The sequence below is a fragment of the Pseudomonas sp. NPDC089401 genome, from assembly GCF_044749485.1.
Classification (GTDB): domain Bacteria; phylum Pseudomonadota; class Gammaproteobacteria; order Pseudomonadales; family Pseudomonadaceae; genus Aquipseudomonas.
This window is the reverse complement of record NZ_JBIVIA010000002.1, coordinates 415763-439328: the sequence shown is the minus strand read 5'-3', so window position 1 is coordinate 439328 and position 23566 is coordinate 415763. Positions and strand designations below refer to the sequence as shown.

Sequence of the window (23566 nt, the reverse complement as noted above, 5' to 3'; positions counted from 1 at the left end):
ATGGGGCGTTTGTGGCGCGACCGTCTGACGTTTGAGTCAGACTTTCTGTCGCGCCCCATACCATGAATCAGACTAATGCTATTCACCGAAAAAATCGTAATTGCTGCTTTAACGACTTTCCCGCAGGATGCACGTCAAATTGTGACGGGAGGCACTGCGGGCAAAGGATCTGTCTAAAAGTGAAAATCATTTTCATTTATGCAGTAGCATGTCCCGCCTTCGAACGAATGCCGCCACGCTTTAAGGAGCCCGCTTGTCCACGCCCGCCGAACCTCTGCGTTTGCTGCTGCTGGCCGATGAGCCGGAGTGGGCCGCCTTGTTGCGCGAGTGCCTCAAGCCTCTGGGCGACGCCGCGGTATTGCTGACCGCGCCGAACTGGGCCTCGGTCGACAGCCTGTTCAGCCACGACCGCCAGGCCGTGGTGCTGGCCACCCCGGCCTTGCAGCCGGCCCCCGGGCGTTGCGAGCTGCCGACCATCCTCCTGCTCGACGACGAACCTGCAACCGCGCCGACCGGCGTCAGCGACTGGCTGGTCCGTTGCCAGCTCAGCAGCGATGCCCTGCGCCGCTCGCTGCGCCATGTGCGCGAGCGCGGCGTGCTGGTGGCCACCTTGCAGCGCCTGGCCGAGCAGGACCCTTTGACCGGTATCGCCAACCGCCAGGGTTTCCAGGCCCTGCTGACTGCGCGCCTGGCTGAGAACGATGGCCGCGGCCTAGCCCTCGGCCACCTCGACCTGGACAACTTCCGCCACGTCAACGACGCCCTTGGCCACCAGGGCGGCGACCGGCTGATCCTGCAGGTGGTGTCGCGCCTGAAGAAGGAGCTGGAAGCCGGCGACCAGCTGGCGCGCCTGGGCAGCGACGAGTTCGCCCTGCTGATCGATACCCGCCGCGATGCCAACCGCGCCGAGTGGCTCGCCGAGCGCATCGTCGAGGCCCTGGCCGAACCCTACTGGATCGACGGCGAAAGCCTGCTGCTGGGCTGCAGCCTGGGCCTGGCCCACGCCCGCGCCCAGGGCGGCGCCGACCCGCTGATGTGGCACGCGCACATCGCCATGCGCCAGGCCAAGGGCGTCCAGGGCTGCACCTTCCATGTGTTCAACGAGCGCATCAACCGCAACGCGCGCAGCCTGGCCGACCTGGAAAGCGAGCTGCGCCGCGCCCTGCGTCGCGATGAGCTGGAGCTGCACTACCAGCCGCGGCTGAACCTGGCCGACGGCCGCATCGTCGGCCTCGAAGCCCTGGTGCGCTGGCGCCATGCCGAACGCGGCCTGCTGCCGCCGAGCGAATTCGTGCCGCTGGCCGAGCAGAGCGGGCTGATCGTGCCGCTGGGCTACTGGGTCATCTCCCGCGCCCTGCGTGACATGCAGGCGCTGCGCGAAGGCGGGCTGGCGCCACTGCACATGGCGGTGAACCTGAGCTTCCGCCAGTTCCAGGACAGCCAACTGCTGGCGACCCTGAGCCGGCTGATCATCGAGCACGGCGTGGATGCCCGCTGGCTGGAGTTCGAGCTGACCGAAACGGCGGTGATGCGCCGCAACGAGCTGGTGCGCCAGACCATGGACGCCCTGGGGCGGCTGGGGGTGCGCTTCTCGCTGGATGACTTCGGCACGGGTTTCTCGTCGTTCGTGCACCTGAACAGCCTGCCGATCACCTTGCTCAAGGTCGACCGCAGCTTCGTCGCCGAGATGGAGATGCGCGAAGAGAACCGCAAGCTGGTGCACGCGATGATCAACCTGGCGCACAACCTCAACCTGGAGGTGGTGGCCGAGGGCGTGGAAAGCCCGGAGCAGATGGCGTTGCTGAGGGAGTTCGGCTGTGACCAGGTGCAAGGGTTCCTGGTCAGCAAGCCGTTGCCGGTGGGGGAGTTGATCGAGTACCTGACTGAGAGTGTTCGGCCGCAGCTGGTTAGCCTGTAATGCTGCGGGGAGGGCTTTGCCCTCCTTTCGCGCTCCTACAGGTTTACGCGATCCATGGTAGGAGCGGCCTTGTGTCGCGAAAGGGCTGCAAAGCAGCCCCAGCAATCACACAGACACTGCAGTTCTGTCAGCCAGGGCTGCCTTCCCCAGCAACCGCTTCATCCGCCATTCGAACCCCAGGGTCAACGCCACCGCCGCACAAGCCAGCCCCAACGCCAGCCCCCACCAGATCCCCACCGCTCCGCCGCCAAGGTTGAAGGCGAACAGCCAGGCACTCGGCGCCCCCACCAGCCAGTAGCAGCACAGCCCGATCAGGAAGGTGGTCTTGGCGTCCTTCAACCCGCGAATCGAGCCAATGGCGATGGTCTGCATGCCGTCGAACAGCTCGAACCACGCCGCCACCATCACCAGTTGCACCGCCAGTTGATAGATCCCGGCGAAGGCTGGGTCATTGCGGTCGATGAACAACCCCACCAGCGCTTCCGGCAGGAGCAGGAACAACGCCGCGAAGCCGAACATGATCATCGCCCCGAAGCCGATCCCCACCCGCCCGGCGCTGCGCGCCGCCAGCAGGTTGCCGCCGCCGTAGTACAGCCCGACGCGCATGGTCACCGCGTAGGAAAGCCCCGTCGGCACCATGAACGCGGTGGAGACGATCTGCAGGGCGACCTGGTGCGCCGCCAGCTCCGTGCTGCCGAGCACGCCCATGCACAGCGCGGCGAAGGCGAACAGCCCGACCTCGACCATGTAGGTGCCGCCAATTGGCAGCCCGAGGCGCCACAGCTCGCGCAGCGCCGGCATCGACGGGCGCGACAGGCCCTTGCGCAGCGGGTAGGCGGCATAGGCCGGGTGCCAGCGGATGTACAGCGCCAGGGCGATGGCCATGCCCATCGACACCACCGCGGTGACCAGGCCGATGCCCATCAGGCCGAGCTTGGGCAGGCCGAACATGCCCTCGATCAGGGCCACGTTGAACAGGTAGTTGAGCACCGTGCCGACCAGGCTGATGACCATCACCGGGGTCGAGCGGCCCAGGGCGCTGGTGAAGCCGCGCAGGGCCATGAAGGTCAGGTAGCCGGGCAGGGCCAGCGGCAGCAGGGTGAGGAACTCGCTGGCCGCATCGACGTTTTCCGGCTGCTGGCCGAACTGCAACAGCACCGGCTCGAGGTTCCACAGCACCAGCGCCGCGCCCAGCGCCAGGCCCCAGGCCAGCCACAGGCCGCTCTGCGCCAGGCGCGTGGCGCCAGCGACGTCGTTGGCACCCTTGCGGATCGCCACCAGGGTGCCGACCGCGGCGATCACGCCCAGGCAGAAGATCGACACGAACGAATAGCTCGCTGCGCCCAGGCCACCGCCGGCCAGGGCCTGGGGGCTGATGCGGGCCATCATCAGGGTGTCGGTGAGCACCATCAGCATGTGCGCCAACTGCGAGGCGATCAGCGGCCCGGCCAGGCGCAGCAGAGCCTTGAGTTCAGTGGTGGGCGCGACGTGCATGGGTGAAGTCCTTCTTCCTGGGCCTGTGGGCGAGGGACGATTCTGAAGCCTCGGTCAACTTTGCACAAAAGGATAAAAGCGATGCGTGGCATGAGTTGAACTCATGTATGTATGATCCTGTGCATTCCTTTTCATCCCCCGCGTGGCAGGAGCTCCATGTCTCGTCAATTGCCCCCGCTGTATGCGCTGCGCGCATTCGAAGCCGCCGCGCGCTTGAGCTCGTTCACCCGCGCCGGGGAAGAGCTGTCGATCACCCAGAGTGCGGTCAGCCGGCACATCCGCACCCTGGAGGAGCACTTTGCCTGCCGCCTGTTCGTGCGCAGCGGCCGCAGCCTGCAACTGACCGAGGCGGCGCGGGTGCTGCTGCCCGGTGTGCGCGAAGGCTTTGCCGCCCTGGAGCGGGCCTGCGACACCCTGCGCGGGGAAGACGACATCCTGCGCATGAAGGCGCCCTCGACCCTGACCATGCGCTGGCTGCTGGCGCGCCTGAGCCAGTATCGGCACCTGCAGCCGGGCAACGAGGTGCAGTTGACCAGTGCCTGGATGGATGTCGACCATGTCGACTTCAACCAGGAACCGTTCGATTGCGCGGTGTTGCTCAGCGACGGAGTGTTCCCGGCCGACTGGGAGGTGCGCCGGCTGTTTTCCGAGCTGCTGATCCCGGTCGGGGCGCCAGACCTGCTGGCGCAAGGTCCGTGGGATGAACGCCGGTTGGCGGGCATCGAGTTGCTGCACCCGACGCCGGACAAGCGCGACTGGCGGGAATGGCTGGAGCGCATGGGGCTCAGCGACACGGTCTCGCTCAAGGGAGGGCAGGTGTTCGACACCCTGGAGCTGGGGATGATCGCGGCGGCGCGCGGGTATGGCATCTCCATGGGCGACTTGCTGATGGTTGCCGAGGATGTTGCCCAGGGGCGCCTGAGCCTGCCGTGGCCGACGGCGGTGCCCAGTGGCATGGACTATTACCTGGTGTGGCCGCGGACCCGGCCGGGTGGCGAGCGGTTGCGGCGGTTGAGTGTATTTTTGCAAGAGGAAGCGGCGGCGGTGGACCTGCCGGCAGTGCAAATCCTGCCGGCGCTTTGACTGCCTGTACCGGCCTCTTCGCGGGTAAACCCGCTCCCACAGGTACAGCACCAGCCTCAGGCCCTGTGATATCCCTGTGGGAGCGGGTTTACCCGCGAAGAGGGCGGCACAGGCTTGAAGAAAACGTTTGCGAATACCCCGGCCCGACACTCAAGTATTCGCCAGCGACGCCGATCTAGTGGCACCAGCGTCCCGGAAGAGGACGTGCTTCCCCCTCTTGATGAAAAGCGGGTGGTCAGCGTGATCAGGATGATCCCGGCCTCTTGCCAGGAGCTTCTCAAATGTCTCAACCGCGTGCCCGAATCGCTTCGCAACTCGGTGTCGCCCTCGCCATCGTGCTGGCGCTGGTGATCTCCGGCAGTACCCTGTTCGCCCTGCGCTCGCTGGACGACGCCAACCTCGCCACCCGCCAGGCGCACCTGGCCAGCGAGGCGCGGCTGCTGGCCGACCAGCTCGACACCTTCCACGGCTCGCTCAAGGACAACACCCAGCGCCTGAGCGGCCTGTTCGAGCGCCGCTTTGCCTCGGGCCTGACCCTGCATGCGGGCGAGACCGTACAGGTTGCCGGACTTGCCACCCCGGCCCTGTACCTGGGCGACCAGTTGCTCAACAACAACTTCCAGGTGGTCGACGAGTTCCAGCAGATGACCGCCGGCATCGCGACCCTGTTCGTGCGCAGCGGTGAAGACTTCGTGCGCATCAGCACCAACCTGAAGAAGCAGGACGGCACCCGCGCCATCGGCACCCAGCTCGACCGCCAGCACCCGGCCTACGGCAAACTGCTGGCAGGGCAGATGTACGTCGGCCGTGCCGTGCTGTTCGAGCGCAACTACATGACCCGCTACGTGCCGGTCAGCGACGGCAATGGCCGGGTGATCGCCGTGCTGTTCGTCGGTTTCGACTACACCGATGCGCAGAACGCCCAGTTCGCCAACCTCAAGCGCTTCCGCATCGGCGAAACCGGCTCCCTGGCCATCCGCGACGAGAAGGACCAGTGGCTGGTGCCGCCGGCCAACGCCGACCAGGACCTGTTCAGCGCCAGCGCACCGTTCGCCGAGGGCCCCTGGACCGTGGTCGCCAGCATGCCCAAGGCCGAGATCCGCGAGGTGACCTGGAGTGTCGGCCTGCGCCTGGCCATTGGCAGCCTGCTGGCGATGCTGCTGGCCGTGGCCGCCACCCTGTGGCTGCTGCGCCGCAAGTTGCGCCCGCTGGACGACCTGGTGCGCCAGGCCGAAGCCCTGGGCGCCGGCGACCTGAGTGCACGCCTGGCGGTGACCAGCCATGACGAGATCGGCCAGCTGGCCCGCAGCTTCAACAAGATGGGCGAGGCGCTGTCGACCATGGTCGAGCACATCCGCAGCGCCTCCGAGCAGGTCAGCAGCCGTGCGCAATCGCTGTCTGGCTTGTCTGCCGGAGCCTGCGAGGGCATGGACCAGCAGTCCGGCGAGATCAGCAGCATGGCCGGCGCGGTGGAAGAATTCAGCGCCACCTCGATGAACATCGCCGACAACATGGCCGGCACCGAGCGCATGGCCCGCGACAACGCCCAGCAGACCCGCATCGGCCGCAGTGCCATGGATGAAGCCTCCAGCTCGCTGAAGCAGATCGCCGAAGCCCTGGGTGGCACGGCCACGGTGATGGACAGCCTGGGCGCACGTTCCCAGGAGATCGGTGGCATCATCAGCGTGATCACCGCGATTGCCGAGCAGACCAACCTGCTGGCGCTGAACGCCGCCATCGAGGCAGCGCGTGCCGGCGAGCAGGGCCGCGGCTTTGCCGTGGTGGCGGACGAGGTGCGCGGCCTGGCGGCACGCACGCGCCAGGCCACCGACGAGATCTCCGGGATGATCACCAGCATCCAGCAGCAGACCGGGCATGCCATCAACACCCTGGAACAGGGCAACCAGTTGATGGAGGAAGGCCTGGCGCGCAACGACAAGGTGGCCCAGGCGCTGGCGCGGATCGACGAGCAGAGCCGCACGGCGGGGGAGCAGTTCGCCGTGATCAGCACCGCGACCCAGGAGCAGAGCAGCACCGCGACCGTGCTCAGCCGCAACCTGCAGAGCATTGCCCAGGCCAACAGCGAGCAGCGTGACGTGGCCAACGAGCTGGCCTTTACCGCGCGCGAGCTGGAAGGCTTGGCGGCGCAGCTGCGCCAGGAAGTGGACCGCTTCCGCTGAGGCCGTACGGGGCCGCTGCGCGGCCCATTCGCGGGTAAACCCGCTCCCCACAGGTACTGCACCACATTCAGACTGTGTGCGATCCCTGTGGGAGCGGGTTTACCCGCGAATGGGCCCTTGAGCCTTACATCGAACCCAGGCCCAACGCCTGGGCACAAGCCTGCAACGATCGCCGCTCACTCTGCGCATACAGCGCCAGCTCATCCTGCACCCGCAGCCCCAATGCTGATTCGAACGCCTCCCGATTGGCATTGCTGCCATACTCGGCCTGCCCCTCATCCCCCAGGTTCGACTGGAAAATCCCCGCCGCACTCACCGGCAGGAAGTCCTCGTACACCAGCGCCTCGAAGTGCACATGACCAGCTTCGATCAGCCCCTCCAGCGTGCTCGGCCGCTCGGCCTGCCCACGCGCCGCCAGGCCTTTCTCGGTGGCGAAGTAGCGGAAATACGCCAGCCCTTGCTCACGCATTTGCCCCAGGTCGTCCGGGAATGCGGCGAAGGTTTCGCGCAGCAAAGCCATGTAGCGCTCGGCATTGGCCTCGGCCGGTACCCCGCCCAGGGCGGCCCGGGTGGCATCGAGCAGCTTGTCGTAGAGCTGGCGGCCTTTGGGCGTCAACGCCGCGCCACGCTGTTCGATCTCGCCGAAGCGGGCGGTGTGGCTGCCCTGGTGATCACTGAACGCGACCCTCTCCTGCAATGCCTTGAAGCTGGTCTGGCGCAACAGGATCGGGTGACGGCGAGTAGGCGGGCCTTCGACCACGGCCTTCGGCGGGATGCCCTTGGCTGGCATGCCCAGCTGGATTGCATCGATGTCCAGGGTGCGCGGGGTCAGGTGGTTGATGTGCGGGCCCTTGAAGGCCACCACGTCGGCGATCAGGCGGTGCTGGTCATGCAATTGCTGATACTGCTCGGCAGTGACCGTGGCGTCCTGGTGCCAGCGGAAGGTATGCAAGGCTTGTTGCACGAATTCGTCGGCATCGGAGGCGTTCAGGCCGCCATCGCGCTCGGCCTGGGCAATCAGCTCGAGGGCGCGGGCGGTGAAGATCTGGCGCTTGGCCAGGATGCCCTGGGCCATCTCGCGCAGTTGCGGGTTGTCGATCAGCTCCAGGCGCAGCAGCGAGGTGAACACGCGGAACGGGCTGACGTGCAGGGATTGCTCGTGCTCGGCGCGAAACGCGGTGGAATGCACCGGCACGCCAGCGCAGCTGAGGTCGTAATAGCCAACTGGCTGCATGCCCATGACCGCGAACAGGCGGGCGATGGTCGCGAGCTCTGCGGCGCTGCCGACGCGGATGGCACCGTGGCGCTCCTGGTCGAGTCGTTCGATTTCGCCGGTCCAGCACAGGGCCTCGGCCACCTTGGGCTGCTCGGCCAGGACCCGCTGGTTGATTTCGCTCACCAGCTCCAGCAGCTTGCCGTACAGCGGCACTTCCTGTTTGTACATGAGCGACATGGCGGCAGAGAACTGCGCACGGATGCTGTCGGGGCTGACGAAATCGTGGGCGGGCATCGCTAGCTTCCTGGTTGGGTTCGGACCTTTACATGAAAGCTGGGAATGCACTGGGCTCACAAGCGAAAAAAAGTGCGCCAGTCATTCCATTTATGATCGACCTTGAGGGCCTCTTCGCGGGTAAACCCGCTCCCACAGGTACTGCACAAGCTTCAGACTGTGTGCCATCACTGTGGGAGCGGGTTTACCCGCGAAAGGGCCCTCAAGCCGGAAGCTGCTCGCGAATCCATTCCACCAACGCCCGCACCTTGGGCACTTCCGCCGCATGCTCGGCATACGCCATGTAATGCTTCCCGCCACTGTGCATCGCATGGTCCCAGGCAATCACCAGGCTCCCCTCGGCCAACTCCTTGGCCACCAGGTACCGCGGCACCAACGCCACCCCGCACCCGGCCTGCGCCGCGCTCAACGCCATGTAGAACGTATCGAACCGTGGCCCATGGTAGGCACTGACACTGTGCAACCCCAGTTCCAGAAACCACTCATGCCAGGCCTGCGGCCGCGCCGTGCTCTGCAGCAGCACCAACTCCGCGAGATCCCCCGCACCCCCCAGCTCGCGCCCGGCGAGCAATTCCGGCGCGCACACCGGCAGCACCTGCTCGCCGAACAGCTCCACGCAGGTCGCCCCTGGCCAGGTGCCCTGGCCATGGAAGAACACCACGTCCGCCGACCCTTGCAACAGGGCGAACGGCTCCATCTCGTTGCGGATGTCCAGGTGGATGTTCGGGTGGCGCTTGCCAAAGCCCTTGAGGTGCGGGATCAGCCAGCGCACGCCAAAACTCGGTTGAGTGGCTACCTTCAATATCTCGGTCTGCTCGCCGTAGGTCAGCACGTAGCGGCTGGACATATCGACCTGGGTGAGGATCTTGTTGACCTCGGCCAGGTACAGGCTGCCCGCCGGGGTCAGCTGCAGGCGCCGGCGGATGCGCAGGAACAGGTGGTGGCGCAGCAGGTCTTCGAGCTGTGCCACCTGCTTGCTGACCGCGCTCTGGGTCAGGTGCAGCTCTTCGGCTGCGCGGGTGAAGCTCAGGTGACGGGCTGCAGCCTCGAAGCACTGCAGGGCGGTCATGGAGGGCACCAGGCGTTTGGACATAGCGGTCTCTGAGGCTCGGATCATTACCTGGCGGAATGATATGCGGAATAAAGGTCGTTTGTTGCACTGCAGAGATCGGATTAATACTGACCCACACCCTTTTTCACCCCATCACCCGATGCAGGAGAAGCACAAATGGTTGCTGGATTGCTCGAGCGCCTTGGCGTTGCCGCCGCGGCTTACACCCAGGGCGAACACCCTGTTCACACGCCGATCGACGGCAGCCAGATCGCCTCGGTGAAACTGCTCGGCAAGGCCGAGACCCGCGCCCGCATCGATCAGGCCCAGGCCGCCTTCGAAGCCTGGCGCAGCGTGCCGGCACCGCGCCGCGGCGAGCTGGTGCGCCTGTTCGGCGAAGTGTTGCGGGCGCACAAGGCCGACCTCGGCGAACTGGTGTCGATCGAAGCCGGCAAGATCACCCAGGAAGGCCTGGGCGAAGTGCAGGAGATGATCGACATCTGCGACTTCGCCGTGGGCCTGTCGCGCCAGCTTTATGGCCTTACCATCGCCTCTGAGCGCCCAGGCCACCACATGCGTGAAACCTGGCATCCGCTGGGTGTGGTCGGCGTGATCAGCGCCTTCAACTTCCCGGTCGCCGTATGGGCCTGGAATACCGCCCTGGCCCTGGTGGCCGGCAACGCGGTGGTGTGGAAGCCGTCCGAGAAGACCCCGCTGACCGCCCTGGCGTGTCAGGCGCTGTTCGAAAAAGCCCTGAAAGCCTTCGGCGATGCCCCGGCGGGCCTGGCCCAGCTGGTGATCGGCGGCCGTGAAGCCGGCGAAGCGCTGGTCGACGACCCGCGCGTGCCGCTGGTCAGCGCCACCGGCAGCACCCGCATGGGGCGCGAAGTCGGCCCACGTGTGGCGGCCCGTTTCGGTCGCAGCATTCTCGAACTGGGCGGCAACAACGCCATGATCCTGGCACCGAGTGCCGACCTCGACCTGGCCGTGCGCGGCATCCTGTTCTCCGCCGTCGGCACCGCCGGCCAGCGCTGTACCACCCTGCGCCGGTTGATCGTGCACCGCTCGATCAAGGACGACGTGGTGGCGCGGGTCAAAGCCGCCTACGCCAAGGTGCGCATCGGCGATCCACGCAAGGACAACCTGGTCGGCCCGTTGATCGACAAGCTCTCGTTCGACGCCATGCAGGGCGCGTTGGCCAAGGCCCGTGACGAAGGTGGGCAGGTGTTCGGTGGCGAGCGCCAGCTGGCCGGCGAATACCCGAATGCCTACTACGTGTCGCCGGCCATTGCCGAGATGCCGGCCCAGAGTGAGGTGGTGCGCCACGAGACTTTCGCGCCGATCCTCTACGTGCTGGCCTACGACGATTTCGAGGAGGCCCTGCGCCTGAACAACGAGGTGCCGCAAGGCCTGTCGTCGTGCATCTTCACCACCGACATTCGCGAGGCCGAGCGATTCCAGAGTGCTTCAGGCAGCGATTGCGGCATTGCCAACGTCAACATCGGTACCAGCGGTGCGGAGATCGGCGGGGCGTTTGGGGGCGAGAAGGAGACCGGTGGTGGCCGCGAGTCCGGGTCGGATGCGTGGAAGGGCTACATGCGTCGCCAGACCAATACCGTGAACTACTCGCGTGAGCTGCCGCTGGCGCAGGGGATCGTGTTCGACTGATGCATTGATGCTGCATGGCCGGGGGCCTTGCCCCCGGTTCGCGGGTAAACCCGCTCCCACAGGGGCCCCACAGCTTTCGAAACCTGTGAGGTCCTTGTGGGAGCGGGTTCACCCGCGAATGGGCGGCAACGCCGCCCCAACCGCAACAAGAACAATATCGCTGGAGCCGGGCCATGTCCGAACTGCGTCAACAATGCTTGTGGGAGCACGTCAGCCAACCGACCGTCGCCATGCAGGCCCTGGCCGGTGAACACCAGGCCGATGTCTGCGTGATCGGCGGCGGCATCACCGGCCTGTCGGCAGCCATACACCTGCTCGAACAGGGCAAGTCGGTGATCCTGCTGGAGGCCTGGAAGGTCGGCCATGGCGGCTCCGGGCGCAACGTCGGCCTGGTCAACGCCGGCACCTGGATCCGCCCCGACGATGTCGAGGCGACCCTCGGCCAGAAGCAGGGCAGCCGCCTGAACAAGGTGCTCGGCGAGGCCCCGGGCGAAGTGTTCGCCATGATCGAACGCCTTGGCATCGACTGCCAGGCCCAGCACAAAGGCACGCTGCACATGGCGCACAATGCCACCGGCATCGCCGATCTCGAGGCCCGCCATGAGCAATGGCGCCGCCGCGGTGCCGATGTCGAGCTGTTGACCGGCGCCCAATGCCAGGAATACTGCGGCACCGACAAGATCTCCGCCGCGCTGCTCGACCACCGCGCCGGCACCCTCAACCCCATGGGCTACACCCTGGGCCTGGCCGTCGCCATGATGCGCCTGGGCGGCAAGCTGTTCCAGCAGTCCTCGGTCGAAGGCCTGGAGCGTGATGGCGATGCCTGGCGGGTGAAGACTGCACGCGGCGCCGTGCGCGCCGACAAGGTGGTGATTTCCACCGGTGCCTACACCGAGGGCGACTGGAGCAACCTGCAGAAGCAGTTCTTCCGTGGTTACTACTACCAGGTGGCGTCCAGGCCGTTGCATGGCGCGGCAGCCGACAAGGTGCTGCCGCATGGCCAGGGCTCATGGGACACCCGCACCGTGCTCAGCAGCATCCGCCGCGACGACCAGGGCCGCCTGCTGCTCGGCAGCCTGGGCCGGGTCGACAACAAGCCGGCGTGGTTCGTGCGCAGATGGGCCGACCGCATCCAGAGCCACTACTACCCGGCGCTGGGCAAGGTCGAGTGGGAGATGCACTGGACTGGCTGCATCGATTTCACCCCGGACCACCTGATGCGGCTGTTCGAGCCGGCGCCGGGGCTGGTGGCGGTGACCGGCTACAACGGGCGTGGCAATACCACCGGGACCGTGATCGGCCGGGCGTTTGCCGAGTTTCTGCTGAAGGGGGAGGCGGACAGTTTGCCGATTCCGTTCTCGGCGATGAGCGGGGTGAGTGCGCCTTCGTTGCGGACTGCGTTTTATGAGTCAGGGTTCTCGCTATACCACGCCGGTCAATGTCTGAGGGTTGTGCTGTAGCAAATGGCCTCTTCGCGGCGGTTCGGCGCCCCGATAAACCCGCTCCCACAGGTACTGCACAGGATTCAGTCCTTGCGCGATCCCTGTGGGAGCGGGTTTACCCGCGAAAGGGCCGGTACAGGCTTATTTGTGCAACCAGCTCAAGAAGCCACCTTTCTTGATCGAAACCGGTTTCTGCAACAACAGCGATTCCCGGTTCTGAAGGCGGAACCGCTGCAGCTTGCTCAACGCCGTCTGCACCTCGCTCCGCTGCTCCAGGCAGCGCTTCACCTGGGCCTTGTCGATCCGGTACAGCACGCAGCTGGTCAAGGTGCGGAACTCGGCCTGCGAGTCGTCCTCGTCGATGATCCCCTCGATCCCCAGCACCTCGCCGGGCCCCATGCGCCCGGCCTCCAGCAGCTTGTCGCCATCGCGTATCGATGCCGACACCACGCCGCTGCCTATCACCAGCAAATGATCGGACTGCTCGCCTACACCGAGGATCACCTGGTCGGCCAGGTATTCCACCGCCGTCATCCGCTGGCTCAAGGCATCGCGCTCCTCGGCGCTCAACGAGCGGAACACCCGCACCTCGTCCAGCACCTCGCGCTGGCGCGTGCGCGGCGGCAGCGCGAGGTCGACGTTCCACATCACCCCGCTGGCCTCCAGGTGCCGGTGGGCCAGGTCGAACAGCTGGTTGCGCGCCTCGGTCTTGGCACCCATGTCGGCAACGAAACCGCTGGCCTCGTATTCCACCGACTCCAGCGACGACGCCTTCACCGTGACCTTGGGCCTGGGTGAAGCGAGCACCGCGCTGGTGCCCTGCAACGCCTTCTCCAGCGCATCGAACACCCGCTTGGGCCGCACCTTGGCCGGCACCACCACGCTGATCGAAACCCCGTGCACGTCGGCCGGCCGGCTGTGGTTGAGCAGTCGCGCCTTGGCCGCCACCGAATTGGGGATCACTGCCAGGCTGCCGCTGCCAGTGAGCAGGCGAGTGGCGCGCCAGTCGATGTCCAGCACCTTGCCTTCGGTGCCGTCGATGGAGATCGAATCGCCAATCTGGTAGGGCCGCGTGGTGTTCAGCACGATGCCGCTGAACACGTCGGCCAGGGTGCTCTGCAACGCCAGGCCGATGACGATGGCCATCACCCCGGAGGTCGCCAGCAGGCCTTTCACCGGCAGTTGCATCACATACCCCGCGGCGGCGACCACCGCGGCGAGAAAGATCAGCGCCCCCAGCACATCCTGCAGCAAACGCCCGCCATGGCTGCCCCGGGCCACCAGCAGCAGGCCGAACACCACGGTCACCGTGCGCGCGCCGAACAGCCACCAGCCGATGGCCAATACCGTGGCCATGAGGTTGCGCGACACATCGTCGGGCCACGGCGGCGGTTGCAGCGGGCTCATGCCGGCGGCCACCAGCACCGCGCTGAACAGCAGGAAGATCACCAGCCGCGTGCCGATGCGCCAGGCCCGGCGCTGAAGGGGGATCAGCTGCCAGAGCACAAGGTCGAGCAGGAGGAGGGCGGTGCCGAGCAACAACGGGGACGACTGGATGAACGCCAGCATGGAGGTCTCGGGGGTGAGGGGAGGGCAGGGGGTAGTAATAGAGGAGGTTGAGATGGCAGGCAATGGGGGAGAGGTAGTTATTTCACCTACTCATTGACTCCTCTCCTGGCGCCGCGATAGCCCCGGGTGATTTATATACGGTCCAACCGGTTACTTCATTGAAATTGCTATAGGAAAAAATAATCGAGTATTAACCAGAGTACAGCTACGGCATTTATTCTGGACGAGAATATTATTTTCCTTTGGAGTGGCTCGGGGAAGTATAAATAATCTTCAATGTCCAGTGACCCTCTGAGAATGCTGGCTGAGGGCGACGAGAGTTCGCTTGATATCATGGAGATAATCATTATCCTGCTGCGTATGTTCTGCTTGCTAAAGACTGTTGTCGCAATCTCGAAGCACTTGCTTTTCTGAAGCGCTGAAGCCATGGCTTCATACTCACGAGAGCAAGCTATGTGCAAATCTACCGCAAACCCGATACAGCATAAGAGAAACGGAGCTATATATAAAAATAGCTTTAACTTCAAGTCAAGGTTATCAATCATCAGGAAAAGCCTCGAAGATCAAGTCGGCTACTTCTTCTCCAATTTGCATACCTCCAACACTTCCCGCAACTGCACCGGCTCCTGTGATTACTACGATACATGCCAAACTACCAGCCCCAGCTCTCAAGCATACCTTCGCAGCGACGCTGCCTGATATCTTCCCCATCGCCCAGCCACCAGCCAGGTCGCCTGAAAAATTACCGGCTTCGGTGACCTTGACTTTTTTACAGGCTTTAGTATTACCTGCCTGGCACACTTCTGCGATTTTGACTGCCGAGCCTGCGCCACCTATGGCAATCCCTATGTAGCCCCCGGCTTTCAAATATTTAGCCATCTTGGCCAGCTTGTCCAGATGTGTTGAATAGCCTGGAATATGCAGCGGTCCCCCGGCTTTACTCCAGTGGTGTACCAAACTCCTAGAGGAAATGCCGAGGTCTCTTCGTAGCGCTTTATAATCACCAAGATTCAGATGTTTATTCAGAACGGTCATTTTCAGATTTCTATCTAATAGTTGGAATAGCTTTCTGCGCTCTGTGAAAAATTCTTCGTGCCTCAGGTGACCGTGCTTTATGAACTGACTTCTATGTAGTTTTTCGATTTCTCGCAATATCGAACTCAGCTCCTCCAATGACTTGTTCATCATCGCCTGGCTCATTCCCACGGCCACGCTCACATCACTGAGCAACCCAGCAATCTCCGCCTGGTGCTGCATCATGAACTCCGCCTCTTCCGGCGTCAGACTCGCCAACGCTTCCCGCGCCTTCTTGGCCGCGCTCATCGCAGATAGCTCTGCCTGTGTACAGACCGGCCGACTCAAGCCATCGCCGATGACGAAAATCTCGCCTGCCTTGAACCCCTGCTGATAGGTCGGGTTCAGGCGCTCGAGGAGCGAGCGCGGCAGGTTGGCTTGGGGGGCACCCAGTTCAAGAAGGACCTCCTGATAGGTCATGCACCGCGGCACGACGTAAAAGCCAGGCTCCATTCCATGCGGGCCAGGGGGGGCCGGGAATGCAGGGGGGTGATAGGTGTTTTTCACCGGTGAGCTTGAGTAGGCCGGAGGCGATGTTTCATGTACAGCTGCCATAGCAGGCGCGCTGCGCGCCGCAGGCGACTGATGCAGCGGCGCCACCACGCGGTTGCTACCCAATGGGCAACCGCATTTGACCAGCGTGCCGTCCACGGCAGTAGGGCGGCCGTCCTGGATCCAGCGTCGTTCGCCTTCAATGATGACGCCGGCTTCGCCGCAAAGCGGGCAATCGGTGGTGCGGTCGCCCTCGATCAACCAGCGGCGGCCGTTGAAAGTGCCGCGGGACTGGCTGGCGATGCAGGTGGCGCCGGTGGTGGTGAGGTCACCATCCAGGCCCTGGCCATTGCCGAAAATGCTGGTGCGCAGGTTCATGACTCGGTTCCTTGAGCTACGGAACCGGGAAGCTATCACCCTGGAAACGCCTATTTCCGGGGGCTGTGTCAATTGAGACGCGTCCTACCAGGGCTGGAGATTTATCTGTAGGAGAAATCTGACAATCCGGCAGAAGGTATCTAAAAGTGTGTCCGAATTGCGGAATCAGGCGGTCTGGCCCGGGCTTGTATCCATGTGCTCAGATCGTTCCTTAAATGGAACGCTAAAGCCAAAAACCACTATCTACCGCTCCAAAGGTGATGGTTTTAATCTTCTCCCATCAACGCGAAACACCCAACTTACTGAAAATCAAAACCCTTAGGAGCTACCCAAATGACCAACTTCAAATACAACCGCCTGAACAAAGACGACGCCGCCGTACTGCTGGTCGATCACCAGGCTGGCCTGCTGTCCCTGGTCCGTGACATCGAGCCGGACGCGTTCAAGAACAACGTCCTGGCCCTGGCCGACCTGGCCAAGTTCTTCAACCTGCCGACCATCCTCACCACCAGCTTCGAACAAGGCCCCAACGGCCCGCTGGTGCCGGAACTGAAAGAACTGTTCCCGGACGCCCCGTACATCGCCCGCCCAGGCCAGATCAACGCCTGGGACAACGAAGACTTCGTCAAGGCCGTGAAGGCCACCGGCAAGAAGCAGCTGATCATCGCTGGCGTAGTGACCGAAGTGTGCGTCGCCTTCCCGGCCCTGGCTGCCCTGGAAGAAGAGTTCGACGTCTTCGTGGTGACCGATGCCTCCGGCACCTTCAACGCCATGACCCGCGACGCCGCCCACGACCGCATGAGCCAGGCCGGCGCGCAACTGATGACCTGGTTCGGCGTGGCCTGCGAGCTGCACCGCGACTGGCGCAACGACATCGAAGGCCTGGCCGCGCTGTGCTCCAACCACATCCCGGACTACCGCAACCTGATGACCAGCTACAACGCCTTCAACGCCAACAAATAAGCCACGCACCGGGCACCGCCGAGCGGTGCCCGGCCAGCGCAGCACACCCGTCCAATCCTCCGCCCGTCCGCCGTTGCACAGTGGATGCGGGCAAGCTCATCCCAAGGAACGCCGATGAACACCGCATTCCAAGACAACCGCAACGTGGTCACCCTGGTCATCCAGCACAAGGCCCGCGCCGAGTCGCTGGCGGCCTACGAAGAATGGCTCAAGCGCACGGTGAGCACCGCGCGCCGCCAGCCAGGCCACCTGGACGTCAACGTCATTCGCCCGGACGAGGGCGGGCTACACTTCACCACCGTGGTGCGTTTCGCCGATGCCAGCCTGTTGCAGGCCTGGGTCAACTCCGCCGAACGCCAGGCGCTGGTCAATGAAGTGCTGCCCTTGCTCGACGGTGGCGACCGCACCCAGGTGCACGACGACCCGGAGTTCTGGTTCACCCCGCCGAGCAGCAGCGCCAAGCAACCGCCGCGCTGGAAACAGGCGCTGCTGACCTACCTGGTGATCTGCCCCATGACGATGATCATCCCGCAGCTGCTGGCGCCGTTTTTCGCGCGCTTCCCGCAACTGGGCGGGCCGATCAGCGGCAACCTGATCGTCAACCTGTTCGTCATCCTGCCCGTGGTGTTCTACATCATGCCTTGGGTCACCCGCCGCTGCGCCAACTGGCTGCGCGGCTGAGCCAACGCCCTCAACCAGACACTTTCAAGGAGATACCGACATGACCACCCTCGTTACCCGCGACGGCACTTCGATCTACTACAAGGACTGGGGCAGCGGCAAGCCCGTGCTGTTCAGCCACGGCTGGCCACTGGACGCCGACATGTGGGACTCGCAGATGGAGTTCCTGGCCAGCCGCGGCTACCGCGCCATCGCCTTCGACCGCCGGGGTTTCGGCCGCTCGAGCCAGCCGTGGACCGGCTACGACTACGACACCTTCGCCGACGACATCGCCCAGTTGATCGAGCACCTCGACCTGCGCGACGTGACCCTGGTGGGCTTCTCGATGGGTGGCGGCGATGTCAGCCGCTACATCGCCCGCCACGGCAGCGCGCGGGTGGCCAAGCTGGTGCTGCTGGGCGCGGTGACCCCGGTGTTCGGCCAGCGTGAGGACAACCCCGAAGGTGTCGACCTGTCGGTGTTCGAAGGCATCCGCGCCGGCCTGCGTGCCGACCGCGCGCAGTTCATCGCCGATTTCGCCGCGCCGTTCTATGGCATCAACCATGGGCAGAAGGTGTCCCAGGGCGTGCAGAGCCAGACCCTGAACATCGCGCTGCTGGCGTCGATCAAGGGCACCCTGGATTGCGTGACCGCGTTCTCCGAGACCGACTTCCGCCCGGACATGGCCAAGATCGATGTGCCGACCCTGGTGATCCACGGTGACGACGACCAGATCGTGCCGTTCGAGGCCACTGGCAAGCGCGCGGCGGAGCTGATTCGCGGCGCCGAGCTGAAGGTGTATGCGGGTGCGCCCCACGGGTTTGCCGTGACTCATGCTCAGCAGCTGAACGAAGACCTGCTGGCGTTCCTCCAGAAGTAAATGCGGGAGGCCTCCGCGGCGTCGAACCGCCGCGATGAGGCTCGCCTTCAGCCACCCACCGCACATTCATCCAAGCCCTGACCCCGCGTCAACCGGCATGCTCCACGGTTGCGCCTGCTGCCGCCCAGACGGAGAAGACCATGTCCCAGGACCGCAACGACAAGACCCGTCGCCAGATCCTCGCCACCGGCACCGTGCTCGGCGCCGCCGGCGCGCTCTGGTCTGCATTGCCCTTTGCCGGCTCCGCCGGATCCGCTCACGCATCCACCCAAGGAGGTTCCATGACCGCCGACCTGATTCTGTTCAACGGCAAACTGCACACCGTTGACCGCGAAATGCCCACCGCCACCGCCGTCGCCATCAAGGACGGCCGCTTCATCGCCGTGGGCAACGACGCCGAGGCCATGGCCCACAAGGGCGCCGCCACGCAGATCATCGACCTCAAGCAGCGCACGGTGATCCCGGGTCTGAACGACTCGCACCTGCACCTGATCCGCGGTGGCCTGAACTACAACCTGGAACTGCGCTGGGAAGGCGTGCCGTCGGTGGCCGATGCCCTGCGCATGCTCAAGGACCAGGCCGCGCGCACGCCGACCCCGCAGTGGGTGCGGGTGGTCGGTGGCTGGAACGAATTCCAGTTCGCCGAAAAACGCATGCCGACCCTGGAAGAAATCAACCAGGCCGCGCCCGACACCCCGGTGTTCCTGCTGCACCTCTACGACCGCGCACTGCTCAACCGCGCCGCGCTCAAGGCGGTCGGCTACGACAAGACCACGCCGAACCCACCGGGCGGCGAAATCCAGCGTGACAAGTTCGGCAATCCGACCGGCATGCTGATCGCCCGTCCCAACGCGATGATCCTGTACGCAACCCTGGCCAAGGGGCCGAAGCTGCCACTGGAGTACCAGGTCAACTCCACCCGCCAGTTCATGCGCGAGCTGAACCGCCTGGGCCTGACCAGCGCCATCGACGCCGGCGGCGGCTACCAGAACTTCCCCGACGACTATTCGGTGATCCAGGAGCTGGCCGACAACAACCAGCTGACCGTGCGTATCGCCTACAACCTGTTCACCCAGAAACCCAAGGAAGAGCTGGACGATTTCCGTAAGTGGACTTCCAGCGTCAAGCTGCACAGCGGCACCGACTTCCTGCGCCACAATGGCGCCGGCGAGATGCTGGTGTTCTCCGCCGCCGACTTCGAGGACTTCCTCGAGCCGCGCCCGGACCTGCCGCAGACCATGGAAGAAGAACTGGAGCCGGTGGTGCGCCACCTGGTCGAGCAGCGCTGGCCGTTCCGCCTGCACGCCACCTACAACGAATCGATCACGCGCATGCTCGACGTGTTCGAGAAGGTCAACCGCGACATCCCGTTCAACGGCCTGCCGTGGTTCTTCGACCACGCCGAAACCATCACCCCGCAGAACATCGAGCGCGTGCGTGCGCTGGGCGGTGGTATCGCCATCCAGGACCGCATGGCCTTCCAGGGTGAGTACTTCGTCGATCGCTACGGCGCCAAGGCCGCCGAGCAGACCCCGCCGATCAAGCGCATGCTCGAAATGGGCGTGCCGGTCGGTGCCGGTACCGACGCCACCCGCGTGTCCAGCTACAACCCCTGGACCTCGCTGTACTGGTTGGTCAGCGGCAAGACCGTTGGCGGCATGGAGCTGTACCCGGAGGGCCTGGACCGCGACACCGCGCTGCAGCTGTTCACCCAGGGCAGTGCCTGGTTCTCCAGCGAGCAGGGCAAGAAGGGCCAGATCAAGGTCGGTCAGCTGGCGGACCTGGCGGCCTTGTCGCTGGACTTCTTCAGTGTCGAGGAAGAAGCGATCAAGGGCATCGAGTCGGTGCTGACCATCGTCGACGGCAAGGTGGTGTACGCAGCGGGCGAGTTCGATCGCCTTGGCCCACCGCAGGTGCCGGTGCTGCCAGAGTGGTCGCCGGTGGCCAAGGTGCCGGGGCACTGGCGAGTGGGCACGCCGTCGCTGGCCGCTGCCGTGCACCAGTGCTCGGGGCCGTGCGGGGTGCATGCGCACAGCCATGACAAGGCGCGCAAGTCGAGTGTGCCGGTGAACGACTTCCAGGGCTTCTGGGGGGCGTTGGGTTGCTCGTGCTTTGCGTTCTGAGCTGAGCTGATCTGAAGCAGGGGGGCCAGTATCTGGCCCCCTTTTTTGTTTCTTCAGTGCCGGCCCTTTCGCGGGTAAACCCGCTCCCACAGGTACTGCACAGCGTTCAGAACCTGCGCGGTCCCTGTGGGAGCGGGTTTACCCGCGAAGAGGCCGGCACAGCTGGCATCAATGCAGATCCTTGCGCTCTGCACCCGCCAACAGATGGCGAATCTTGACCTCGACCCCTTCGCTCTGCAGCATCCTCACCCGCGCCTCGATCTTCAGCTCCCCGCGGGTCACCCGATGGTGATGGCGCAGATGCTCCAGCCACGACTCTTCAAAGAAGAACTCCAGCCACAGCGCAGGGTCGGCACTGTCGCGCATCAACCCCCACGACAACGCGCCATTGCGCTTGCGCATCGCCTCCAGCTCCCGCGCCGCCTGCTGGAACGCCTCGGCCTTGGCCGGCGCGATGTGGTACTCCACGGTGACCATCACCGGCCCGCTGTCCTGGTCCAGGTCATCGCCAAGCACCGGCACCGGCCAGTGCAGCGATGGCGTCAGCTCCTCGGCCTCGGTTTCCGGCAGCGCCACCTTGCAGGTCAGCAAGGTGCCCAGCGCCAGGCCACCCGCCGCCAGCAGCAGGCTCAGGGTGATCGACGCGTGGCTGGCCAGCGTGCCCCACAGCAACCCGCCGCAGGCCATGGCACCGAAGAAGATCAGGATGTACACCGACAATGCCCGCGCCCGTACCCAGGCCGGCACCGAGGTCTGCGCCGCCACCTGCAGGTTGGACAGCACGGCGATCCACGCCGCGCCGCTGAGCAGCATGGCCGGCAGCAGCAGGTAGAAGTTGCGCACCAGCGCCAAGGCCAGCAGGAACAGCGCATACAGCAGGCTGGCGAGCAGCACCAGGCGGTCGCGGCTGATGCGTTCGCGCAGGCGTGGCAGCAGCGTGGCGCCAGCCACCGCGCCGATGCCGATGGCGGCCAGCAGCAGGCCGAAGTCGGCGGCTGTGCCGTGCATCTCGCCGCGCACGATCAATGGCAGCAGCGAGGTCCCGGCGCTGGCACAGAAGAAGAACGCCAAGGCCCGCACCAGCACGGCCTGCAAGGGCTTGGCGCTGCGTGCGAAGCGCAGGCCGGTGCGCATGGCCGCGACGAAACGCTCGGCCGGCAGCAACGGCTCCTTCACCTCGCGCTTCCACAGCAGCAGCACCAGGATCACCCCGGCAAATGACACCGCATTGAGCGCGAAGGTCAGCCACGGCCCGACCAGGCTGACCACCACCCCGGCCAGCGCCGGGCCGATGGCGCGGGACACGTTGATGCCGACGCTGGAAATCGCCACCGCATTGGCCAGGTCTTGCTTGCCCACCAGTTCCGGGGTCAGCGCGCTCCAGGCCGGCATCATCAGCGCCGTGCCGATGCCCAGCGCCAGGGTCAGCACCAGCAGCAGGGTGACGTTCATCAGCCCGAGCAGGGTCAGCGCCGCCAGCACCACGGCCACCGATGACATCCATAACTGCACCAGCAGCAGGTAGCGGCGCTTGTCGACGATATCCGCCGCCGCCCCCGCCGGCAGGGCGAGGAAGAACATCGGCAGGGAGCCGGCCACCTGGATCAGCGCCACGTGCAGGGGGCTCGCCGACAACGTGGTCATCAGCCAGCCGGCGCCCACCTCGTGCATCCAGGTGCCGATGTTGGAGGCGATGGTGGCGATCCACAGCATGCGGAAGGTGGTATTGCGCAACGGGCTCCAGGCGCCTGAAGGGGATGTGCTCATGTCAGAAGCTGCCTTTGAGTGGATATTCGATGATCAGGTAGATGCGGTCGATGTCATCGCCGGCCTGGGCCTGGTTGGCGCGGTGGCTGACGTGGGAGAACGACAGGCTCAGGTCCTTGGCCGCGCCCGACTGCACCACGTACTTCAGGTCGATGTCGCGTTCCCAGTGCTTGCCGCCCTGGTCGTACTGGTTGACGTAGGCCCCGCTTGCCGGCGCATGGCTGCCGTCGATGCCGCGGCCGCTGACGTAGCGGCCCATCAGGCTCAGGCCGGGCATGCCGAGGGTGGCGAAGTCGAGGTCGTAGCGCAGTTGCCACGAGCGTTCGCCGGGGCCGTTGAAGTCGGCGTACTTGATCGAGTTGGCCAGGTAGATGGAGTCGCCGCCGACGAAGTCGAACGGGGTGTCGCCCTCGACCTTCTGATAGGCCAGGGTCACGGCCTGGGCGCCAAAGCGATATTTGCCCAGCAGGCTGTAGGCGAGGGTGTCGATCGCCCCGGCACTGGCGTTGCCGGTGTCGCGGGTCTTGTACAGATTGCCGTCCAGGCGCCAGTTGCCTTCGGCCAGGTTGAGGTTGAGGTAGGCCTGGCGCCAGGTGTCTTCCAGCTGCCCGGCGTACAGCGCGCCGCCGAGCGGGCCATGGGGCGCGAAGGTGGCGCCGGCCAGGCTGATGGCGTGGTTGCCGGTGGTGGCGCCGTAGCCTGTGAAGTCGTCGTGGGTGGAGCTGTTGTCCTGGTTGTTGAAGGCGGTGAAGCGCCCGGCCTGCAGGTGCCAGTCGGGCAGGTCGGTATTTTCGATGAACCAGCCTGTGGCGTATTCCGGGTGCAGGCGCTTGTCGCCGGTATCGAACACCGGGGTTTCCACGCTCATCTCGCCGTAGCGCAGCTGGGTGTTGCCCAGGCGCAGCTTGAGCGCGGCGCCAGCGCTGGAATAGCTCGACTCGGCGCGGCCATCGCTGTCCCGGGGCAGCAGGCCGGTGCCGGCATGGCCACGGCCGCCGTCGAGCTTGAGGCCGAGAAAGCCATGGGCATCGATGCCGAGCCCGACGGTACCCTCGGTAAAGCCCGAGCGGAGCTCGCCGATGAAGCCCTGGGCCCATTCCTGGCGGTAGTTCTGGCCGCTGGCGGAAGGTGAGCGGAAGTCGCTGTGCAGGAAGTAGTTGCGGCTGAGCAGCGACCAGCCAGGTTCGTCGGCCTGGCCGAGTGCCGGGCAGAGGGCGAGGGTGGCGAGCAGGGCGCGGCCTGGCCCGTGGGTGGCGCGGATCATGGGGGCTCCGGGGGGCGATGATCCGGGACTGTGGGGCAAGGAGGGGGCAG

At 65.1% G+C, this 23566-nt stretch carries 16 protein-coding genes and 1 pseudogene; 10 read left to right on the top strand and 7 right to left on the bottom strand.

From position 1 onward, the window contains the following. The first annotated feature begins 253 nt into the window (after window positions 1-253). On the top strand, window positions 254-1918 hold the full coding sequence (locus ACIP21_RS06170) for a putative bifunctional diguanylate cyclase/phosphodiesterase (RefSeq protein WP_400685210.1): 1665 nt from the start codon (window positions 254-256) through the stop codon (window positions 1916-1918). A gap of 105 nt (window positions 1919-2023) precedes the next feature. Here ACIP21_RS06170 and ACIP21_RS06165 read toward each other — a convergent pair whose 3' ends face one another. Further along, on the bottom strand, window positions 2024-3412 hold the full coding sequence (locus ACIP21_RS06165; protein ID WP_400685208.1) for a NorM family multidrug efflux MATE transporter: 1389 nt from the start codon (window positions 3410-3412) through the stop codon (window positions 2024-2026). A gap of 156 nt (window positions 3413-3568) precedes the next feature. Between ACIP21_RS06165 and ACIP21_RS06160 the strand changes: the two genes are divergently transcribed. The 3 genes and pseudogenes from ACIP21_RS06160 (at window position 3569) to ACIP21_RS06150 (ending at window position 6675) form a co-directional block, all read left to right on the top strand. After that, on the top strand, window positions 3569-4495 hold the full coding sequence (locus ACIP21_RS06160; protein WP_400685206.1) for a LysR substrate-binding domain-containing protein: 927 nt from the start codon (window positions 3569-3571) through the stop codon (window positions 4493-4495). 281 nt (window positions 4496-4776) lie between these two features. Next, window positions 4777-5820, top strand: a pseudogene (locus tag ACIP21_RS06155) (Cache 3/Cache 2 fusion domain-containing protein); the annotation flags it as partial. Then, the gene (locus tag ACIP21_RS06150) at window positions 5815-6675 is read left to right on the top strand and encodes a methyl-accepting chemotaxis protein (RefSeq protein WP_400685877.1); all 861 of its coding nucleotides are present in this window, start codon (window positions 5815-5817) and stop codon (window positions 6673-6675) included. The pseudogene ACIP21_RS06155 and the gene ACIP21_RS06150, both read left to right, overlap by 6 nt. 124 nt (window positions 6676-6799) lie before the next feature. On the opposite strand, the gene ACIP21_RS06145 is transcribed toward ACIP21_RS06150, so the two are convergent. Together ACIP21_RS06145 and ACIP21_RS06140 are read right to left on the bottom strand one after the other, a co-directional pair. After that, on the bottom strand, window positions 6800-8185 hold the full coding sequence (locus tag ACIP21_RS06145) for a VOC family protein (RefSeq protein ID WP_400685204.1): 1386 nt from the start codon (window positions 8183-8185) through the stop codon (window positions 6800-6802). A 202-nt stretch (window positions 8186-8387) separates the two neighbouring features. Beyond that, entirely contained in the window at window positions 8388-9278 is an 891-nt protein-coding gene (locus tag ACIP21_RS06140) for a LysR family transcriptional regulator (protein WP_400685202.1), read from the bottom strand. A gap of 135 nt (window positions 9279-9413) precedes the next feature. Between ACIP21_RS06140 and ACIP21_RS06135 the strand changes: the two genes are divergently transcribed. Next, window positions 9414-10904, top strand: coding sequence for an aldehyde dehydrogenase family protein (locus ACIP21_RS06135; protein WP_400685200.1), 1491 nt, complete (start codon window positions 9414-9416; stop codon window positions 10902-10904). Window positions 10905-11077: 173 nt separating this feature from the next. Next, window positions 11078-12364, top strand: a complete 1287-nt coding sequence (locus tag ACIP21_RS06130) for an NAD(P)/FAD-dependent oxidoreductase (protein WP_400685198.1) — start codon at window positions 11078-11080, stop codon at window positions 12362-12364. 123 nt (window positions 12365-12487) lie between these two features. Here ACIP21_RS06130 and ACIP21_RS06125 read toward each other — a convergent pair whose 3' ends face one another. Continuing rightward, on the bottom strand, window positions 12488-13915 hold the full coding sequence (locus ACIP21_RS06125; protein WP_400685196.1) for a mechanosensitive ion channel domain-containing protein: 1428 nt from the start codon (window positions 13913-13915) through the stop codon (window positions 12488-12490). Window positions 13916-14452: 537 nt separating this feature from the next. Continuing rightward, window positions 14453-15859, bottom strand: a complete 1407-nt coding sequence (locus tag ACIP21_RS06120) for a PAAR domain-containing protein (protein ID WP_400685194.1) — start codon at window positions 15857-15859, stop codon at window positions 14453-14455. 333 nt (window positions 15860-16192) lie between these two features. Between ACIP21_RS06120 and ycaC the strand changes: the two genes are divergently transcribed. The 4 genes from ycaC (at window position 16193) to ACIP21_RS06100 (ending at window position 20485) form a co-directional block, all read left to right on the top strand. Beyond that, window positions 16193-16822 carry an isochorismate family cysteine hydrolase YcaC gene (gene ycaC / locus ACIP21_RS06115; protein WP_400654143.1) on the top strand — a complete coding sequence of 210 codons (630 nt, stop codon included), beginning with the start codon at window positions 16193-16195 and terminating at the stop codon, window positions 16820-16822. Window positions 16823-16936: 114 nt separating this feature from the next. After that, window positions 16937-17503 carry an antibiotic biosynthesis monooxygenase gene (locus tag ACIP21_RS06110; protein WP_400685192.1) on the top strand — a complete coding sequence of 189 codons (567 nt, stop codon included), beginning with the start codon at window positions 16937-16939 and terminating at the stop codon, window positions 17501-17503. 40 nt (window positions 17504-17543) lie between these two features. Further along, window positions 17544-18362 carry an alpha/beta fold hydrolase gene (locus ACIP21_RS06105; RefSeq protein ID WP_400685190.1) on the top strand — a complete coding sequence of 273 codons (819 nt, stop codon included), beginning with the start codon at window positions 17544-17546 and terminating at the stop codon, window positions 18360-18362. Window positions 18363-18643: 281 nt separating this feature from the next. Continuing rightward, window positions 18644-20485 carry an amidohydrolase gene (locus ACIP21_RS06100; protein WP_400685875.1) on the top strand — a complete coding sequence of 614 codons (1842 nt, stop codon included), beginning with the start codon at window positions 18644-18646 and terminating at the stop codon, window positions 20483-20485. Between the two features lie 168 nt (window positions 20486-20653). Here ACIP21_RS06100 and ACIP21_RS06095 read toward each other — a convergent pair whose 3' ends face one another. Continuing rightward, complete coding sequence (locus tag ACIP21_RS06095) at window positions 20654-22252, bottom strand: MFS transporter (RefSeq protein WP_400685188.1); 1599 nt, start codon at window positions 22250-22252, stop codon at window positions 20654-20656. A 1-nt stretch (window position 22253) separates the two neighbouring features. Beyond that, on the bottom strand, window positions 22254-23516 hold the full coding sequence (locus ACIP21_RS06090) for an OprD family porin (RefSeq protein WP_400685185.1): 1263 nt from the start codon (window positions 23514-23516) through the stop codon (window positions 22254-22256). Between the last annotated feature and the right edge of the window lie 50 nt (window positions 23517-23566).

Bases quoted from the DNA above. Each gene is read 5' to 3' on its own strand.
- ACIP21_RS06150 (WP_400685877.1), top strand. From the start codon at position 5,815: ATGGGCGAGGCGCTGTCGACCATGGTCGAGCACATCCGCAGCGCCTCC.
- ACIP21_RS06090 (WP_400685185.1), bottom strand. From the start codon at position 23,516: ATGATCCGCGCCACCCACGGGCCAGGCCGCGCCCTGCTCGCCACCCTC.
- ACIP21_RS06135 (WP_400685200.1), top strand. From the start codon at position 9,414: ATGGTTGCTGGATTGCTCGAGCGCCTTGGCGTTGCCGCCGCGGCTTAC.
- ACIP21_RS06095 (WP_400685188.1), bottom strand. From the start codon at position 22,252: ATGAGCACATCCCCTTCAGGCGCCTGGAGCCCGTTGCGCAATACCACC.
- ACIP21_RS06165 (WP_400685208.1), bottom strand. From the start codon at position 3,412: ATGCACGTCGCGCCCACCACTGAACTCAAGGCTCTGCTGCGCCTGGCC.
- ACIP21_RS06105 (WP_400685190.1), top strand. From the start codon at position 17,544: ATGACCACCCTCGTTACCCGCGACGGCACTTCGATCTACTACAAGGAC.
- ycaC (WP_400654143.1), top strand. From the start codon at position 16,193: ATGACCAACTTCAAATACAACCGCCTGAACAAAGACGACGCCGCCGTA.
- ACIP21_RS06140 (WP_400685202.1), bottom strand. From the start codon at position 9,278: ATGTCCAAACGCCTGGTGCCCTCCATGACCGCCCTGCAGTGCTTCGAG.
- ACIP21_RS06130 (WP_400685198.1), top strand. From the start codon at position 11,078: ATGTCCGAACTGCGTCAACAATGCTTGTGGGAGCACGTCAGCCAACCG.
- ACIP21_RS06120 (WP_400685194.1), bottom strand. From the start codon at position 15,859: ATGAACCTGCGCACCAGCATTTTCGGCAATGGCCAGGGCCTGGATGGT.
- ACIP21_RS06125 (WP_400685196.1), bottom strand. From the start codon at position 13,915: ATGCTGGCGTTCATCCAGTCGTCCCCGTTGTTGCTCGGCACCGCCCTC.
- ACIP21_RS06160 (WP_400685206.1), top strand. From the start codon at position 3,569: ATGTCTCGTCAATTGCCCCCGCTGTATGCGCTGCGCGCATTCGAAGCC.
- ACIP21_RS06110 (WP_400685192.1), top strand. From the start codon at position 16,937: ATGAACACCGCATTCCAAGACAACCGCAACGTGGTCACCCTGGTCATC.
- ACIP21_RS06145 (WP_400685204.1), bottom strand. From the start codon at position 8,185: ATGCCCGCCCACGATTTCGTCAGCCCCGACAGCATCCGTGCGCAGTTC.
- ACIP21_RS06100 (WP_400685875.1), top strand. From the start codon at position 18,644: ATGACCGCCGACCTGATTCTGTTCAACGGCAAACTGCACACCGTTGAC.